This window comes from Nocardioides acrostichi (genome assembly GCF_015319165.1).
GTDB lineage: Bacteria > Actinomycetota > Actinomycetes > Propionibacteriales > Nocardioidaceae > Nocardioides > Nocardioides acrostichi.
The window spans coordinates 62,731-81,082 of record NZ_JADIVZ010000008.1 but is presented as its reverse complement, the minus strand read 5'-3'; the positions used below and the strand labels follow the sequence as shown (position 1 = coordinate 81,082).

At 73.2% G+C, this 18,352-nt stretch carries 10 protein-coding genes; 8 read left to right on the top strand and 2 right to left on the bottom strand.

Annotated elements, in window-relative coordinates; all coding sequences use genetic code 11:
• Positions 1 to 115 precede the first annotated feature (115 nt).
• The 4 genes from ISG29_RS14700 (at position 116) to ISG29_RS14685 (ending at position 4,747) form a co-directional block, all read left to right on the top strand.
• Positions 116 to 1,039, top strand: coding sequence for an NAD-dependent epimerase/dehydratase family protein (locus ISG29_RS14700; RefSeq protein ID WP_194504208.1), 924 nt, complete (start codon positions 116 to 118; stop codon positions 1,037 to 1,039).
• Between the two features lie 178 nt (positions 1,040 to 1,217).
• Positions 1,218 to 2,045, top strand: a complete 828-nt coding sequence (locus ISG29_RS14695; RefSeq protein WP_194504207.1) for an alpha/beta fold hydrolase — start codon at positions 1,218 to 1,220, stop codon at positions 2,043 to 2,045.
• Positions 2,046 to 2,054: 9 nt separating this feature from the next.
• On the top strand, positions 2,055 to 2,990 hold the full coding sequence (locus ISG29_RS14690) for a GNAT family N-acetyltransferase (RefSeq protein ID WP_194504206.1): 936 nt from the start codon (positions 2,055 to 2,057) through the stop codon (positions 2,988 to 2,990).
• A gap of 56 nt (positions 2,991 to 3,046) precedes the next feature.
• Positions 3,047 to 4,747, top strand: coding sequence for an ABC-F family ATP-binding cassette domain-containing protein (locus tag ISG29_RS14685; protein ID WP_194504205.1), 1,701 nt, complete (start codon positions 3,047 to 3,049; stop codon positions 4,745 to 4,747).
• Between the two features lie 328 nt (positions 4,748 to 5,075).
• Here ISG29_RS14685 and ISG29_RS14680 read toward each other — a convergent pair whose 3' ends face one another.
• A complete protein-coding gene (locus ISG29_RS14680) occupies positions 5,076 to 6,503 on the bottom strand; it encodes a S1C family serine protease (protein ID WP_235959952.1) in 1,428 nt (475 codons plus the stop codon).
• Positions 6,504 to 6,613: 110 nt separating this feature from the next.
• On the opposite strand from ISG29_RS14680, the gene ISG29_RS14675 reads away from it, so the two are divergent.
• Complete coding sequence (locus ISG29_RS14675; RefSeq protein WP_194504204.1) at positions 6,614 to 8,248, top strand: long-chain-fatty-acid--CoA ligase; 1,635 nt, start codon at positions 6,614 to 6,616, stop codon at positions 8,246 to 8,248.
• Between the two features lie 82 nt (positions 8,249 to 8,330).
• Here the strand turns inward: ISG29_RS14675 and ISG29_RS14670 are convergent, their stop codons facing one another.
• Positions 8,331 to 9,518: an FAD-dependent oxidoreductase gene (locus tag ISG29_RS14670; protein WP_194504203.1), complete on the bottom strand. Its 1,188-nt coding sequence runs from the start codon at positions 9,516 to 9,518 to the stop codon at positions 8,331 to 8,333.
• Positions 9,519 to 9,692: 174 nt separating this feature from the next.
• Between ISG29_RS14670 and ISG29_RS14665 the strand changes: the two genes are divergently transcribed.
• The 3 genes from ISG29_RS14665 (at position 9,693) to ISG29_RS14655 (ending at position 18,337) form a co-directional block, all read left to right on the top strand.
• A complete protein-coding gene (locus ISG29_RS14665) occupies positions 9,693 to 13,055 on the top strand; it encodes a CARDB domain-containing protein (RefSeq protein WP_194504202.1) in 3,363 nt (1,120 codons plus the stop codon).
• Between the two features lie 63 nt (positions 13,056 to 13,118).
• Complete coding sequence (locus ISG29_RS14660) at positions 13,119 to 17,027, top strand: Pls/PosA family non-ribosomal peptide synthetase (RefSeq protein WP_328829273.1); 3,909 nt, start codon at positions 13,119 to 13,121, stop codon at positions 17,025 to 17,027.
• Positions 17,024 to 18,337, top strand: a complete 1,314-nt coding sequence (locus tag ISG29_RS14655) for a M1 family metallopeptidase (RefSeq protein ID WP_194504200.1) — start codon at positions 17,024 to 17,026, stop codon at positions 18,335 to 18,337. The genes ISG29_RS14660 and ISG29_RS14655 overlap by 4 nt, the downstream gene beginning before the upstream one ends.
• The last annotated feature ends 15 nt before the right edge of the window (positions 18,338 to 18,352 follow it).

Below are 18,352 nucleotides of genomic sequence, written 5' to 3'. Positions count from 1 at the left end.
TGGGTGCGCTGTGGCTCGGCGAGCAGGGCGGCGTGAGCAGGCGTGGCTCCGCCCGGGAGGGGCCGATCCCGGTCAGGTGAGGGTCAGGTGGGGTGCACGATGGCAGGCTCGGGGCATGAGTGATCTCGTCTCGGACCCCGTGGTGGTGACCGGCGCGAACGGCCTGGTCGGATCTCGCGTCTGCGCGGCCCTGCTGGAGCGGGGCGCGCCCGTGCGCGCCGTCGTCCGGCGGCCCGGCGCCGCGCCGGACCTGGCCGGTGTCGAGGAGGTCGTCGGCGACTTCGCCGATCCGGAGTTCGCGGCACGCGTGGTCGTCGGCGCGGCGGGCGTCGTGACCACCGTGCACCCGATGGGCTCCGACCTCGCGACGCAGCACGCCGTCGCGGTCGTGGGCACGCCCGTGCTGGCGAGGGCGGCGCGGGACGCCGGCGTGGCCCGGTTCGTGCACCTCTCGACGGCCGCGGTCTATGACCGTTCGCCGTCCGCCGGCGAGGTCGACGAGGCCGCCGCACTCGTCGACGACGACGCCGACGACTACGCGGTGACCAAGCGCGACACCGACACCGGGCTCGGCGCGGTCGAGGGATCCACCACCGTGCTGCTGCGCCCGCCCGCGATCCTGGGCTCGGGCGACACCTCGGTGTGGAACACCCTGCGCCCCCGCGCCATGAGCACGGACGCCGCCGAGCGCCGCGCCGTGCCCGACGCGACGTGGGCGTGGGTGCACGTCGACGACCTGGCCGCCCTGGCCGCGCTCGTGGCCGTGGGGGCGGTGCGGTCGTCCGACGACGCGGGCCGGGGGCCGGTCGAAGGCGCCTGCACGGCGCTCAACGTGGCCGCGCCCCGGGCCACCCAGCGCGACTACGTCGGCACCGTCTGCGACGCGCTGGGCGTCGAGCCGGAGTGGACCGACGAGCCCGCATGGCGGGGTTCGATCCAGACCGATCGCGCGAGGGCATGGGGCTGGAGCCCCAAGGTCGACCTGGAGCAGGCGCTCGCCGAGCTACATCAGGGGCTGCATCAGGGGCCGCGTCGGTAGCCGAAGCCCGGTAGCCGAAGCCCGGTCGTCGGGTCCGGTCGTCGGGTCCGGTCGTCGGGTCCGGTCGTCGGGTCCGGTCGTCGGGTCCGGTCGTCGGGTCCGGTCGCCCAGACACGCCGAGAGCGGTTCCTGCCCGCGTCGCGAGATGCGTAGGAGCGGCTCAGGGCAGGATGACCGCATGCGCGAGGAGCCGCTGCGCCAGATCGATCCGCCCGCCGCGGGTGTGCGGTGTGTGCCCGAGCGTCCGGGCGGCGCCGGGGTGTTGGTGGTCGCCGGGTCGAGCGGGCGGATCGACGTCGGCCGGGTCTGGCTACTGGCGGCGCAGGGGGTGCTGGCGGAGTCGGTGCGGTGGTTCGGTGGCGAGGGTCAGAGCCCCGGCCCCTACGACGTGCCGATCGAGTTGTTCCTCGCCCGGGTGGCCGCGCTGCGCGCCCGGTGCGACCGGGTGGTGCTCGTGGGGCTCTCCTTCGGGGCCGAGGCGGTGCTGCTCACCGCCGCCCACGCGGACGGCGCCGTCGACGCCGTGGCCGCGTTCGCGCCGTCCGACGTGGCGTGGGCGGGGGTGCGCCCCGACGGCACCCAGACCTCGCACTGGAGCATCGGCGGCACCCCGGTGCCGTTCGTGCCGTTCGCCGAGGACTGGGAGCCCGACGACGACCCGCCCAGCTACGCCGGGATGTACCGACGCGCGCGCGAGGTCGCGCCGCAACGAGTGGCGGCCGCCGCCATCGCGGTCGAGAGGATTCCGACCCTGCTGTGCGTGGCTGGTGGGGACGACCGGGTCTGGCCCGCGGTCGAGCACGCCGAGGCGATCCGGCACCGGCGGGCGCTGCACGGGCTCGCCACCACCGTGGTCACGGACGCGGAGGCGGGGCACCGCACCGTGCTGCCGGGGGAGGCCGTGGTCGCAGGAGGGCAGCGGATGGCGCGCGGCGGCACCGAGACTGCCGACCGGCGGCTGGGGGAGCGCGCCTGGAGGGAATTGCAGGTGCTGCTCGGCGTCTGAGGAGCCACGATGTGCCTCGTGGACCTCGACCTTCCCGCCGGCCTCACCTCGCGGCCGCTCGCGCACACCGATGCTCGCGCCGTCTACGAGGTGATGGCCGCCCAGGAGCGGCACGACACCGGCGAGGTGATGATCGAGGAGGCCGACATCGTCGCCGACTGGCAGCGGCCCTCGCACGACCTCGCCGCCAGCAGCGTGGGCGTGTGGAGCGGTGAGCGTCTCGTCGGCTACGGCGAGCTGATGGGGGGCGACCGCTGCGACGCCGCCGTGCACCCCGAGCAGCGGGGCCGCGGCATCGGCACGGCACTCGCCGGGTGGCTCGGCCGTACGGCTCGCTCGCGTGGTCTGACGACGATCGGCATGCCGGTCGCGCGCGGCTCGGACGCCGACCGGCTGCTGGCCTCGCTGGGCTACCGGGTGCGCTGGGAGAGCTGGGTGCTGGTGCTGCCCGCGGGTGCGCGGGTACCCGAGCGGGTGCTGCCGTCGGGGTACGTCGTGCGCGCCGCTGAGTCCGAGGAGTGGCCGGCGTGCTGGGCGGTCGAGGAGGACGCCTTCCTCGAATGGGACGAGCGTGAGCGGGAGTCGTTCGAGGACTGGTGCGCGGGCTCGGTGCGGCGTCCGGGCTTCGAGCCGTGGCACCTGCGGGTCGTCGCCGACCCCGGCGGTGACGTGGTGGCGATGGCGTTCCTGGCCATGGCGACCGTCGACCTGCCCGACGGCGGCACGGGGGTCGAGGGCTACGTCGACCAGCTCGCCGTCCGAGCCGACCAGCGGGGTCGAGGTCTCGCGCAGGCGCTGCTGGTGGACTGCTTCGGCGAGGCGACCCGCCAGGGGGCCGTGCGCTCCTCGCTCTCCACCGACTCCCGTACCGGCGCGCTGGGGCTCTACGAGCGGGTGGGCATGGTGGTCGCCTCGACCTGGCTCAACCGTGCCCTCGATCTCTGAGCGCACCCGGCAAACCAGGTGACCGGTGGGCGCCGGGCCTGGGAGCATGAGGCCCCGTGGGACATGTGGACGTCGCTGGAGTGCGCTACGAGCTGCCCGACGGGCGGGTGCTGCTCGACGCGGTGTCGTTCCGGGTCGGCGAGGGCGCGAAGGTGGCACTGGTGGGGGCCAACGGCGCGGGCAAGACCACGCTCCTGCGCATCATCACCGGCGACCTCAAGCCGCACGCCGGCACCGTGACCCGCAGCGGCGGACTGGGCGTGATGCGGCAGGACGTCAAGGCCGGGCTGGGGCCGGGGGCGACCATCGCCGACCTGCTGCTGTCGGTGGCCCCGCCGCGGGTGCGCGCGGCAGTGGCCGAGGTCGACCGGCTCGAGCTGGCGCTCATGGACACCGACGACGAGCGCACCCAGATGCGCTACGCCGAGGCGCTGGCCGAGTACGCCGACGCCGGCGGCTACGACCTCGAGGTGATCTGGGACGTCGTCACGACCTCCGCGCTCGCCGTGCCCTACGAGCGGGCGAAGTACCGCGAGCTGGCGACGCTGTCGGGCGGGGAGCAGAAGCGGCTGGTGCTGGAGTACCTACTGGCCGGCCCGGAGCAGGTGCTGCTGCTCGACGAGCCCGACAACTACCTCGACGTGCCCGGCAAGATCTGGCTCGAGGGGCGGATCCGTGAGAGCGCCAAGACGGTGCTGATGATCAGCCACGACCGGGAGCTGCTCGACCACACCGCCACCCGCGTCGTCACCGTCGAGCTCGGCTGGGCCGGCAACACCGTGTGGACCCACCCCGGCGGGTTCGCCAGCTACCACGAGGCTCGGCGCGACCGGTTCGCCCGCTTCGAGGAGCTGCGGCGCCGCTGGGACGAGGAGCACGCCAAGCTCAAGGCGCTGGTGCTGCACCTGAAGACCAAGGCGGAGTTCAACGACGGCATGGCCGGCGCCTACAAGGCCGCGCAGACCCGGCTGCGCAAGTTCACCGACGCCGGGCCGCCGACCGCCCAGCCCCGGGAGCAGGCCGTGACGATGCGGCTGCGCGGCGGCCGCACGGGCAAGCGGGCCGTGGTGTGCGAGAACCTCGAGCTCACCGGCTTGATGCGTCCCTTCGACCTGGAGGTCTGGTACGGCGAGCGGGTGGCGGTGCTCGGCTCGAACGGCTCCGGCAAGTCGCACTTCCTGCGGCTGCTGGCCGGCGGCGGCACCGACCCGGACGTCGGCAACCGGCCCGTCGGCGAGGTCGCCGACCGGATCGCGCCCGTCGTCCACACCGGCACGGCCAAGTTGGGTGCCCGGGTGCGGCCCGGCTGGTTCGTGCAGACCCACGACCACCCGGAGCTGATCGGCCGCACCCTGCTCGACGTCCTGCACCGCGGCGACGGACACCCCGACGGACGAGCGGGCATGGGCCGTGAGCAGGCGGCCCGGGTGCTGGATCGCTACGAGCTCTCGGCGTCCGGCGAGCAGACCTTCGAGTCGCTCTCGGGCGGTCAGCAGGCGAGGTTCCAGATCCTGTTGTTGGAGCTGTCGGGGGCGACCCTGCTGCTGCTCGACGAGCCCACCGACAACCTCGACGTGCAGTCGGCCGAGGCCTTGGAGGAGGGGTTGGCCGCGTTCGAGGGCACGGTGCTCGCCGTCACCCACGACCGCTGGTTCGCCCGCGGGTTCGACCGGTTCCTGGTCTACGGCGCCGACGGTTCGGTGTACGAGTCCGACGAGCCGGTCTGGGACGAGGGGCGCGTGCAGCGCGTCCGCTGAGCCGTCGTGCGGCCGGGCAACCCCCCCCGGTCCCCCCGGCCTCCCGGTCCCCCCCGGGGTGCGGGGTCCGTCGCGGGACGAATTCACCGGACGTCCGGTGAAATCGCCCCAGGGACGACGAAATTTCACCGTCCCGGGGGCAAGTTCGCCGGACGTCCGGTGAATTTGCCCGCCGTCATGACGACGCGCGGCCCGCTCCCGCCGATGACGAGTCGGCGTCGAAAGAGGAGCGGGTCGCGCGTCGGAGGGTGACCGCGGGAGAGAGGAGTCCGTGGCCACCGGACCCCGGACGGACGAGCGTGCGTCCGGGGACGTGGGTGGGGTCAGCTCAGGAGTTGCTGACCTCCTCGTCGGAGTCGAGCACGAGGTCCGCGGTCTTGGTGTCGCCATCCTGCAGGTAGGTCACGGTGACCTTGTCGCCCGGGCGGTAGGACCGGATCGTGGCGACCAGCGAGTCGGCGCCGGTGATGATGTGGTCGTCGACCTTGGTGATGAGGTCGCCCTTCGACAAACCGGCCTTGCTCGCGGTGGAGTCGGACGAGACGTCCTGCACCAGGGCACCCTCGGTGGTGTCGGCGTTGTCGCCGGACGCCGCGGTGTTGTCGCTGACCGAGATGCCCAGCCGGGCGTGGGTCGGGGTCTCGCCCTTGATCATCTGAGCGACCACCGGCATCACCTCGTCCATCGGGATGGCGAACCCGAGGCCGATGGAGCCGGACTCCTGGGTCTGGCCGAACGGCGAGGAGGAGTCGGAGCCGGTCGTCTGGATCGAGGCGTTGATGCCGACGACCTGCCCGGAGAGGTTGACCAGCGGACCGCCGCTGTTGCCGGGGTTGATCGCCGCGTCGGTCTGGATCGCGGGGTAGGCGGTCACGTTGTCGCTGCTGTCGCGGCCGACGTCGACGGGCCGGTCGAGCGCGGAGACGATGCCGCTGGTGACGGTCGCGTCGAGGCCGAAGGGCGAGCCGATGGCCACGACACCCTGGCCGACAGCCAGGCTGCTGGACTTGCCGATGGTGGCCGGCGTGAGGCCGCTGACGCCCTGGGCCTTGATGACGGCGGTGTCGGTGAGCGGGTCGGTACCGACGATCTTCGCCGGGGCGCTGGAGCCGTCGTTGAAGTCGACGACGATCGACCCGTTCTGGCCGGCGACCTCGACCACGTGGTTGTTGGTGAGGATCGTGCCGTCCGAGGAGAGGATGATGCCGGAGCCGGATCCCTCCTCCTGGCTGCCCTTGACGTCGATCTTCACGACCGAGGGCAGCACCTCGGACGCCACCTGCTGCACCGAGCCGTCCTGGCCGGGAGTCGAGGGGGTGTCGACGACGTCGGAGGTCTTCGTGGCCGCCGACGGCGTGGAGGTGCCGCCGTCGTCGCCCTGCCAGGAGTGGTAGGCCGCCGCGCCGCCGAAGCCGGCGCCGCCGCCCACGAGCAGGGACGCCGCCACGACGCTTGCCGCGAAGACCATGCGGCCGCCGCGCGCCTTCTTCGGTGCGACGGCGGTCGAGGCCGGGTACGGCGGCATGGCAGCGGTGTGCTCGTCATCGGCCGGGGCCGCGGACGCCGCGACACCGACGGGTGCGGTGTCGTGCAGGCCACGATCGTTGAACGGGTCGTGGAACGGGTTCGTGGGGGGAGTGGGTCCACCGCCGGATGAGGAGCTGGAGCCCGAACTGGAGGGCGCGCCACTCCAGCGGTCGGCGTCGCCGGCAGGGTCGCGGGGATCGCTGGGACCGCCCGGGTTCTCGTCGTTCATGTCCTCAACCGTGCGTGGCATGTCTGTGACTGCGCTGAGACTCCACTTGGCGCTGGGAAAGAACCCTGGCCACGGTTGAGACCGATGTGTGTCCTGGGTCACAATGACGTATGACGGCCACGGACACCGAGACCCAGCAGCCCCACGCCGAGCCCCGGCTCATCGACACCTCCGATGCCCCGGAGCCACGTTTCCTCGACGACCGGGTGGCGCACTGGGCGGTGACGACGCCCGACGCCGACGCGATCACCTACCTCGAGCGCACCTGGACCTACGCCCAGCTCGACGACCGCATCCGCCGGCTGGCCGGCGCCCTGGCGGCATGGGGGGTCGGTCGCGGCGACGTGGTGTCGTTCCTCGACAAGAACCACCCCGCCTGCCTCGAGCTGAGCCTCGCCGCCGGGTCGCTGGGCGCGGCGAACGCCATCATCAACTTCCGCCTGGCGCCCGACGAGATCGACTATGCGATCAACGACGCCGGGTCGAAGGTGCTCGTCGTCGGCACCGAGCTCATGCCGGCCATCGAGAAGATCCGCGACCAGCTCGAGCACGTCGAGCACGTCGTCGAGGTGACACCGGGCGGCGGCGCGGGCGATGCCTACGAGCAACTGCTGGCCGAGGCCACTCCGGTCGGCCGCAGCCGCGAGGTCACCCCGGAGGACACCGCGCTCATCATGTACTCCTCCGGCACGACCGGGCGGCCCAAGGGCGTCACGCTCAGCCACGCCAACATGAGCGCCCACACCCTGGCCGCCCACGACGGGTGGGGGTTCGAGGAGGGCGACAAGTCGCTGGTCGCCATGCCGCTGTTCCACGTCGGCGGGTCGTCGTACATCATGTTCGGCCTCCACGACGGCATCCCCAGCATCATGACCCGCGAACCCGACGGCGCCTCGCTGGCCGGGGCCATCCTCGGGGGCGCCAACCGCACGTTCCTGGTGCCGGCCGTGCTCGCCCAGGTGCTCCAGTCCGGGCCGGACGCCGTCAAGCTGTTCGGGGCGCTGAAGACCTACACCTACGGCGCCGCGCCCATGCCGCCGCCGCTGCTGCGCGCGGCGATGGAGGCGTGGCCCGACACCGACTTCATCCAGGTCTACGGGCTCACCGAGGTCTGCGGCGTGGCAACCCAGCTCAGCGCCGAGGACCACCGCACCGCCGTCTCCAGCGGGCACCCCGAGCGACTGGTCTCCGCGGGCAAGCCGTTGCCGGGGGTCGAGGTGCGCATCGTCGACCCCGGCACGCTCGAGGATCTCCCCGTCGGGGAGCACGGCGAGATCTGGCTGCGCACCCCACAGCTGTTCGCCGGCTACCTCGGCAAGCCCGAGGCCACCGCCGAGGTGCTGCACCACGGGGGGCCGGACCACGGCTGGTTCCGCACCGGCGACGGCGGCCGCCTCGACGCCGACGGGTTCGTCTACGTGCAGGACCGGCTCAAGGACATGATCATCTCGGGCGGCGAGAACATCTACTCACCCGAGGTCGAGCGGGTGCTGGCCGAGCACCCGGCCGTCATGGAGGTCGCCGTCATCGGCGTGCCCGACGACCGATGGGGCGAGTCGGTCAAGGCCGTCGTCGCCTTCCACGAGGGCGCCTCGGCCACCCCTGACGAGCTCATCGCCTACAGCCGCGAACAGCTCGCGCACTTCAAGTGCCCCAAGACCGTCGAGGTCGTCGACGCCCTGCCGCGCAACCCCACGGGGAAGGTGCTCAAGCGCACCCTGCGCGACACCTACGGCGAAGGCTGAGCGGCATCGAGATCCTCCACTGCCCCGGGCTCGCGGATGGACAGTGAGGGCCCACCGGCCGTTGCGACGGGCACCGGCCGGTTCAGGGCGCCCGCCACACGCCGAACGGGCCGGTGCGATCGCCGCACAGCGTGCCGACGAGTTGACGTCGCAGCCACGGGGGGCGTGCGACCAGCGGCGCCAGGTGGTCGCGGGGTACCGCCAGTGGGGTGAGTCCGCTCTGGAAGGCCGGCATCATCAGCCGCGTCCACCACTGGTACCAGCGCACGTGCGCCCGCCGGTCGGCCGCATGCCGGCGCAGCGCCGTCCCCACCTCGGACCCGCCCGCCTCGGACGTCGTGCGCAACGCCGCCGCCAGGCTCCATGCGTCGGCGAGGGCGAGGCTCGTGCCGGTGCCCAGCTGTGGACTCATCGCGTGCGCGGCGTCGCCGATCAACACCGCCGCGGCTCCCTGCCCGATGCGGTAGGGCGTGCGCACCACGACATCGCGGTAGGTGGCGGGCAGCAGCTCGCGCACCCGGTGCAGCAGCGGCTCGGCGCCTGGTAGGAGCCCGGCGCACTGCGCGCGCCACGCGTCGAGATCGGGAGCCGGGCCGGTCAGGGCGGTGACCGCGACGGAGACGAACAACGAGGCGCGTCGTCGTCCGGTCGGTAGCACGCCGACGTACTCGCGGGTGCCGCGCAGGGTCTGCAGCAGCCTCGTGCCGGCCACCTGTTCGGGGTCGTCGACGACCGCCCACCAGGCTCCCCAGCGGTAGGGGTGGTCGCGCCGGGCGAGTCCGAGGGCTCCGCGCACGGCCGAACGGCTGCCGTCGGCGCCGACGACGAGGTCGTAGCGACCCACCTCGCGCCGGGCCACCCGGACGACGGCGCCGGCCGCAGTCGGCGTGACGTCGTCGACCCGGACGCCGGTGCGGACCGGGATGCCGCGGGCCCGGACCGCATCGTGGAGCAGGGAGAACAGGTCACCGCGGGCCACGCCGAGGGCCGGCGTGGACCCGGGCAGGTCGTCGTAGCCCAGCGTCAGCAGCTGGTGTCCGTCGTGACGGCGGATGTCGATCGTGTCGACCACGGTGGAGCAGGCGCGCAGCGGCTCGAGCAGGCCGAGGTGGTCGAGCACCCGCTGGCCCATGGCCTGGAGCCAGATGCCGGCACCGACCGGCCGCGGATCCGCTGCTTGCTCGATCACCTCGACGTGGTGACCGGCGTCGTGCAGCAGGCAGGCCGCGGTAGCGCCCGCATTGCCCAGCCCGACCACCGCCACCCGCACGCCTCGGACTGTGTCATAGGTGTGCCGCCGGAGCGGGCGGGAGAGGAGCGGCATGAAGGCCAGCCAGGCGTCCGCGTCGCGCTCTGCGGCGCGCCGCGGCCATCCACCTCGCCCTCCCAGGTTCAGGGTCGAACCCCGATGCGAGGGCGCCTCGCGGTGTGCAGGCTCAGGCGCATGGCGCTTCGCATTCCCCGGATCGGGTTCCTGGTCGCCGTCCTGCTCGGGTCGACGTCGCTCGCGGCCCTGGCTTGCGTGCCTCTCGAGACCGCAGCGGCGGCCGGGGCTCGACCCGACCTCGTCGTGACGCGCGTGGTGCCGTCGGCCTCCGTCGTGGAGGCGGGAAGCAGCCTGCACGTGAGCACGACGACGAGGAACCGGGGCCGTGGGGCCGCGGGCCGCTCCACGACCTCCCTGCTGCTCTCACGCGATGCCCGGCCGAGCCGCGGAGACGTCGTACTCGCCCGGCTGGCGGTGCCGCGACTGACGAGGGGTGCCGGGAAGCGGGTGTCGGTGGCTGTCGAGGCGCCGAGGACGCCAGGCAGCTTCCACCTGCTCGCCTGCGCCGATGCCAGGCACGCGGTGCGGGAGACCGATGAGGACGACAACTGCCGTGCGATCTCCCTCGTGGTCCGTGAGCCGGCACGGCCCGACCTCGGCGTCACCGCGCTCACCGTGAGCAGCCCGGACTACCGGGGGAGCGGCCCCGTGGTGGCCGCCGGGTCGCGACAACTGGTGCAGGTCACCACCGCGAACTCCGCTTCGGTCCCGGCTGCGGCCAGCCTCACCCGCGTCTACCTCTCCGCCGACGACGCCCCCGACGCAGGCGATGTGGTGCTCGGCCTCGTGCAGGTCGGCCAGCTCGAAGGCGGTGCCAGCCAGCGCGGATCGACCTACGCCGACCTGCCCGACACCGCAGGCGATCTCTTCGTCATCGCGTGCGCCGATGACGACCGAGCGGTCGAGGAGGCCGACGAATCCGACAACTGCTTCTCGCAGCCGATCACCATCACGCCGGGCTGGCCCGACGTCTCGGTGGGGCTCGGACTGCCGGGGGTCGTCGACGTCGACGGTGCGGGTGGCACGCTGCCGCTGACGATCACGCTGCGCAACGAGACCCAGGTCGCGAGTCCCGCCACGTCGCTCCAGATCGTGTCCGCGACCGACGAGCTCGACCCGGCTTCGGGATGGAGCGCGCCGGACCAGCGTCGACTCGTCGTCCCGTCGTTGGGGCCGAGCGACGAGGCCGAGCTCCCCGTCGACCTCGCGCTGGCGTCGTACTCCCAGCCGCAACGCCGGGCAGCCGGGCTGCGGATCGTGCTCCTCGCCCCGGACGGAAGGGTGCTGACCAGCGCGACGACGAGTCTGCGCCTGCATCCGACCTACAGCGAAGGCCAGGAACCCGACTTCACGCTCGAGGATCTGACGACCGGTGCCTTCGCCATCGCCGGCGACCTGCGCTCTTCGCTGCACGTCGGGGTCGACGTGGCGGACCTCGGATCCCTCGGGGGTGTACCCATCACCTCCGGTGATCCGCTCGCCGTCACCGCCGAGATCACCGATACCCCGCAATGGAGCGACGGGGCCGCCGTGTGGCAGTCCCGCGACTGGACCCAAGACGACCCCGCGCGTCTGAGCTTCGCACTGGACTGGCCGGGCCAGGTTCCGGCCGACCCGCGTTACCTGGTCGTGTGCGCCGACGCAGTCACCTCCGCCGCCGACGCGGCGCGGTCCACGCCGTACTGGCCGTTCGAGGAGAGCGACGAGTCCGACAACTGTCTGAGTCGTCAGGTCTCCTTCGTCGATCTCACCCGACCCCTGACGCCCGCCGAGGGGGCCGATCCCGCCTTCCCGCACACTCCGGCACCGGCGAGCGTTGCGGTCGGACTCGACCCGCCGACCGTGCAGCAGTGGGTGCCCTACGCCAGCGACCGGGTGCTGAGCGCTCAGGCGGGTGCGGGGGTGCACGCCACCGTCCGCGTGCCTGCGGGTGCCTTCCTCGAGGACCAGCAGGTGAGTCTCACCCCGGCACGGGTGAGTGAGACCGACGCCGATCACCCGCTGCCGTTCACCGTGCTCGGCGCCGTCGACCTCGAGCCCAGCGACCTGCTGGCCCAGCGCCGGCTGAGGGTCACCTTCACCCTCGACGAGCCCACCGACTCCGTGGTCGTGTTCGGCGCTGGCGCGGACGGCAGCAATCTGCACCTGCTGCCCGTCGTCGAGAACCCGGGCGGCGGCTGGAGCACCGACGAGATCAGCGTGCTCACCTCGCATCTCGGGGTCTTCGGCGTCGCTGTGGCCGATCCCGGTCAGCTGGCCGCCCTGCATGAGGACTGGCCCGCCCTCAGCGACCTGCAGGCCGAGGCCGCCGCGGCCCCCGGCGCGTTGTCCGCACGGGCCTCGGCACTGGCCGGCACGCCCCCGCTCGATCCCGACCAGGACCGCGCCGATCGCCTCGGCATGCTGCTGGCCCGGTGGAACGAGGTGGCGATCCCGGCCTACGACGATGCGCTGGGCGGCGACCCGATCGCCGTGGTGAGCGCGACCCAGACGATCTCCGACTGGGCTCAGCAGGCCGAGCAGAGCCCGGCGGCCGACGCCGTCCCCCTACCGGCGCTGCTCGACCAGGTGCCCACGATGATCGACCACCTGGCACGACTCGGCCTCGACCAGGCCATTGCCTCCTGCGCCCCGGGCGACGGCGGCATCACCGCCCTCCGCGGCATGCTCGCGGCGCGCCGCGTGGCGCTGGGCTCCGGTGAGGGCGACTACCGGCGAGGCGACTGGGAGGCCGCGCTCCCGCAGTGCGCCGAGGTCGCCGTCGATCTCGACCTGGCCTGGGAGACCTCCGCCACCGAGACGTCGACCTGGCCCCAGCCCTGCGGCTCGGACTTCCCCGACGTGACGAGCTTCGACCGGGACTGGACCGTGGTCGAGGCGGGCGAGATGAAGGGCTCCACCGACGCGACCCTGAGTGCGGAGGACTCCCAGCTCGGTGGCGCCCTGCCACTGACCTGGGACTCCTTCTCCGGCAGTCGGGGCGGCAGCGGCCACGACCGCGACTCCTACGACTGGTCGTTCTGCCCGATCAACGACTGGTCGGTCCAGGTCGACTCCGACCCCGGCCACGACACGACCTTCGCCGCCCGGGTGCTCACCGTGGGGGCCGATCGCACCCGCTCGGGGGCGGCGGACCTGAAGGTGGGCGTGCACGTCGTGCCGGGGGCCACGGTGGCGACGTCCACCACCTCCGAGGACTCCGTCACGGGGCACGAGCAGGGCACGGGCAGTGCGCCGTACGTCGTCCCGGGTCAGGCGGAGGATCGCATCGTGACCGTGTCAGCGCCCTCGGACGACGACCCCGAGACGCTCAGTGGGGTCGGGTTCTTCTCCACCGACGACCAGTGGGACACCTCCCGCTTCGGCGGCGGCCCCACGAGCCGGCTGGGGTGGGGCGGCACGGTGATCGGTGCGAGCACGACCGACGCGACCTACACGATCACCGTGTCGCCGGTCTGGCAGCTCTCCGCCCGCCGCTGAGTCTCGGTCCGGACGGCGACCCGACGGCACCGTCCGTTCACCTGGATGCACCACGATGACCCCGTGAGCCCGTCCGCGACTCCGTTGCCCACCCTCATGCGCGGCGAGCACGCTCCCGCGCCGCGCACTCTCCTCGACGCCTTCCGCGTCTCGGTCGCCACGCACCCCGACGCCACGGCGCTCGACAGCGGCACCGAGCAGCTGACCTACGCCGAGCTGGCCGAGGCGGCGGAGGACGTCGCCGACGAGCTGGCCCGGCTGGGGGTGGGCCGGGGCGATCGGGTCGGCGTGCGGGCGCCGTCGGGCACGACCGAGCTCTACGTCGCCATCCTCGGGGTGCTGCACGCCGGTGCGGCCTATGTGCCGGTCGACGCCGACGACCCCGACGAGCGGGCGCGCGTGGTGTTCGGCGAGGCCGAGGTCGCCGCGGTCGTGGGCGCGGGCCTGGCGCTCGACGTCCGTCCCGGCCCGGACGGCGCGCTGCGGGCGCCGCGGGAGCGCGAGGAGCCCGGCCCGGGTGACGACGCGTGGATCATCTTCACCTCCGGCTCCACCGGCAAGCCCAAGGGCGTGGCCGTCACCCACCGCAACGCCGCGGCGTTCGTCGACGCCGAGTCGCGGCTGTTCTTGACCCACGACCCGATCGGTCCGCACGACCGCGTGATGGCGGGCCTCTCGGTGGCCTTCGACGCCTCGTGCGAGGAGATGTGGCTGGCCTGGCGCCACGGCGCCACCCTCGTGCCCGCGCCGCGCGCGCTGGTCAAGAGCGGCATGGACGTCGGCCCGTGGCTGGTGGCCAACGGCGTCACCATCGTCTCGACCGTGCCGACCCTGGTGAGTCTCTGGCCCGACGAGGCGCTGGAGCGGGTGCGCATGCTCATCCTCGGCGGGGAGGCGGTGCCGCCCGGCCTCGCGCCGCGGCTGTGTCGTGAGGGCCGTGAGGTGTGGAACACCTACGGCCCCACCGAGGCCACCGTGGTGGCCTGCGCCGCGCAGCTCGACGTCGAGGGGCCGGTGCGCATCGGGCTGCCGCTCGACGGCTGGGATCTCGCCGTCGTCGACGCCGACGGGCAACCGGTGCCCGAAGGCGAGACGGGCGAGCTGATCATCGGCGGCGTCGGCCTGGCCCGCTACCTCGACCCCGAGAAGGACGCCGAGAAGTACGCGCCGATGCCGAGTCTCGGCTGGGAGCGCGCCTACCGCTCCGGCGACCTCGTCGAGAACGACTCCGTCGGCCTGCTGTTCAGCGGTCGTGCCGACGACCAGGTGAAGGTCGGCGGACGACGCATCGAGCTCGGCGAGATCGACTCGGCCCTGCTCGGGCTCACCGGAGTGGTGGGCGCGGCCGCCGCGGTACGGCGCACGGAGGCCGGCACCTCGTTGCTGGTCGGCTACGTGACCACCACCGAGGCCTTCGATCAGGCCGCCGCGTTGGCGCGGCTGCGTGCCGACCTTCCGGCCGCCCTGGTGCCTCGGCTGGCGGTGGTCGACGACATCGCGACCCGCACCTCGGGCAAGGTCGATCGCGAGGCGCTGCCGTGGCCGCTGGAGCGGACCGACCCGGCGGCGTCCGGACTCGCGGGCACGGCGGCGATGATCGCCGAGCTGTGGCAGCAGGTGCTCGGCACCGCGCCGGAGGCGCTCGACGACGACTTCTTCGATCTCGGCGGTGGCAGTCTGGGCGCCGCCCAGCTGGTGACCCGGCTTCGCCGCACGCACCCCGACCTGGCGGTCGGCGATGTCTACGACCACTCCCGGCTCGGCGCGATGGCGGCCTACGTCGACTCACTGGCCGCGGGGGCCGACAACGTGCTCGACCGGGAGATCCGCCCGACCCCGCTCAAGACCCAGGCCGGCCAGGTGGCCGCCCTGGTGGGTGTGCGGATGCTCGCCGCGCCCGGTCGTCTCACCTGGCTCGCAGTCGGCGCCAACCTCGCTCACGGGGTCGTGCCGTGGGTGCCGACCACGCCGTGGTGGGTGCTGGCGGTCGCCGCGCTGGTGTTCCTCAGCCCGCCGGGACGGATGCTGCTCGCCGCCGCTCTGGCCCGGTTCGTGCTGCGTGGTGTCGAGGTCGGGCGCTATCCCCGCGGAGGCAAGGTGCACCTGCGGGTGTGGCTGGCCGAGCGGTCGGTCGAGCAACTCGGAGCCACCAACCTCTCCGGCGCCGCCCTGATGACCTGGTACGCCCGGCTGCTCGGGGCCCGGGTCTCCCGAGACGTCGACCTGCACTCGCTACCGCCGGTCACCGGCCACCTGCGGCTGGGTCGCGGTTGCGCGATCGAGCCGGAGGTCGACCTCACCGGCCACTGGATCGACGGCGACGTGCTGCACCTCGGCGAGGTGCGGGTCGGCAGGCGCGCCCGCGTCGGCACCCGTTCGACGCTGTGCCCCGGCGCGGTGCTCGGCGACGACAGCGAGGTCGCGCCGGGCTCGGCGGTGTTCGGCGAGGTGCCCGAGGGCGAGTTCTGGTCGGGTGCACCGGCCCGGCGCATCAGCAAGGGGGCGCGCGGTCCGTGGGCCGAGCGGCCCACGGGCGGGCGGCTGTGGTCGCTCGGCTACGCCCTGGCGGCCGTGGTCGTCTCCGTGCTGCCCGCGGTCGCCGTCCTCCTCGGAGTCGCGACGGCGCTCGCGCTCGCCGACCTCGGCGACACGACGGGTGCTCGCTCGACGCTCGTGGCGCTGTGGCCGTGGCTGGTGCCCGCGACCCTGGTCGGCTGGGTGGTGCTGGCGCTCCTCGTGCTGGGAGTGGTGCGGCTGGCCGGTCTCGCGGTCGAGCCCGGCGTGCACGCCGTGCGCAGCGCCCCGGCGCTCGCGACGTGGACCACCGTGCGGGTGCTCGACGAAGCCCGCACCTGGCTGTTCCCGCTGTACTCCTCGACGCTGACCCCGCTGTGGCTGCGGGCGCTGGGTGCCCGCGTCGGCGACGACGTCGAGGCGTCGACCGTGCTCATGATCCCGACGCTCACCCGCGTGGCAGACCAGGCTTTCCTCGCCGACGACACCCTCATCGGCGGGTACGAGCTGGGCGGCGGCTGGCTGCGCGCCGAGCACGTGAAGATCGGCAAGCGTTCCTTCGTGGGCAACTCCGGTATGGCCGCGCCGGGCCGCAAGGTGCCCAAGCGGGCGCTGGTCGCCGTCCTCTCGGCGGCACCCAACCGCAAGACCGCGCGCAAGGGGGACTCGTGGCTGGGCAGCCCGCCCTCGGCACTGCGGCGTACGAGCGAGGCCGGTGACGACTCCCGCACCTTCGCGCCGCCACCACGACTTCGGGTGGCGCGGGCGTGCTGGGAGGCGGCGCGCTCCGTGCCGGTCACTTTCGGCGTGCTGCTGCACGTGCTGGTGGGTCTGCTCGCGCTCCAAGCCTGGGACGACGCCCGCGACGCCGCCGGCCCGGTCGCCGGGGCGGTGCTCGCCGTGGTGCTGCTCGGGCTGCTCCTGGTGGCGGCCGGAGTGGTCGCTGCCGCGCTCGCGGTGGCGGCGAAATGGCTGCTGGTCGGCCGGCACCGGGTGGGCTCGCACCCGCTGTGGAGCTCGTTCGTGTGGCGCAACGAGCTGGCCGACACCTTCGTCGAGGTGCTCGCCGCGCCCTGGTTCGCCCACGCCGCGGCCGGCTCGCCGGCGCTCGTGGCGTGGCTGCGCGCGATGGGCGCCAGGATCGGTCGCGGCGTGTGGTGCGAGAGCTACTGGCTGCCCGAGACCGACCTGATCGAGCTGGGCGACGGCGCCGTCGTGAACGCCGGCACCGTGGTGCAGACCCACCTCTTCCACGACCGCGTGCTGGCGTGTGACCGGGTGCGCATCCGCCGCGGCGGCACGCTCGGCCCGAACTCCGTGGTGCTGCCCGCGGCCAGCATCGGCCGGCACGCTACGGTCGGCCCGGTGTCGTTGGTGATGAGGGGTGAGTCGGTGCCCGACAAGACCGTGTGGATCGGCAACCCGATCGGTCCCTGGACGGTTGGGTACCACCAGTGAACCTGCCCACCGCCGACGACTACCTGCCCTCGCACGGCGACCCCTGCTACGCCGTCCGGCACTACGACCTCACGCTGCACTACGCGGTGGAGGGCAATCGCCTCGACGGCGATGCCTCGTTGTCGGTCGAGGTGCTCGAGCCCACCCGCCGGCTCGTGCTCGACCTCTCCCACCTCAAGGCCGAGAAGGTGCGCCTCAAGGGCGCCAAGCTGCGCAGGTTCGGCAGCCGGCTGCACCGGCTCGTGATCGACCTCGCCGAGGAAGTCGCCTCCGGCACCGAGCTCACTCTCGACGTGCGCTACTCCGGCCAGCCCAGGCCGCTCATCGCCCGCCACCTCGGCGACGCCGGCTGGGAGGAGCTGACCGACGGTGTCATCGTCGCCGCCCAGCCGCACGGCGCACCCACCTGGTTCCCGTGCAACGACCGGCCCGACGACAAGGCCTCCTACCGGCTCGAGATCACCTGCACCGCCGGCTACACCGTGGTCTCCAACGGCAAGCAGACCAAGCACAAGCGCGGCGGCTCCACCGAGACGTGGGTCTTCGAGCAGGCCGAGCCGATGGCCACCTACCTGGCCACCGTGCAGATCGGACGGTACGTCGACCGCGAGGTCGGGCGGCCGGCCTCAGGGCTGCCGCTGCGCATCGCCGCACCCGCCGACCTGCCGGACGCCCAGCACCGCGCCGGCTTCGGACGCCAGCACGAGATGGTCGACGCCTACGAGAGCCTGTTCGGGCCCTACCCGTTCGCCGGCTACACCGTGGTCGTCACCGGCGACGACCTGGAGATCCCGTTGGAGTCCCAGGCGTTGTCGACCTTCGGCCGCAACCTCGTGGGCGACGACTGGGAGCAGGAACGGCTCATCGCCCATGAGCTGTCGCACCAGTGGTTCGGCAACGCCGTCACGCTGCGCTGGTGGCGCGACATCTGGCTGCACGAGGGCTTTGCCTGCTACTCCGAGTGGTTGTGGTCGGAGCGTTCCGGACGCCGCCCCGCAGCCGAGCACGCCGCCTCTCACCACGCGCGGCTGGTGGAGAAGAAGCAGGATCTGCTGCTCGCCGACCCTGGCCCGGCCGACATGTTCGACGACCGGGTCTACAAGCGTGGCGCGCTGACCCTGCACACGCTGCGGGTCGCCGCGGGCGACGAGGCGTTCTTCGAGCTGCTGCGTTCGTGGGTCGCCACCTTCTCGGGGCGCTCGGTCACCACCGAGGACTTCCTCGCCCATGCCTCGTCGCTCACGCGGCTCGACGCCACCTCGCTGCTGGCGCCGTGGCTCTACGAGAGGGCCGTCCCGCCGCTGCCCTGATCGTGAGGCGTCGGG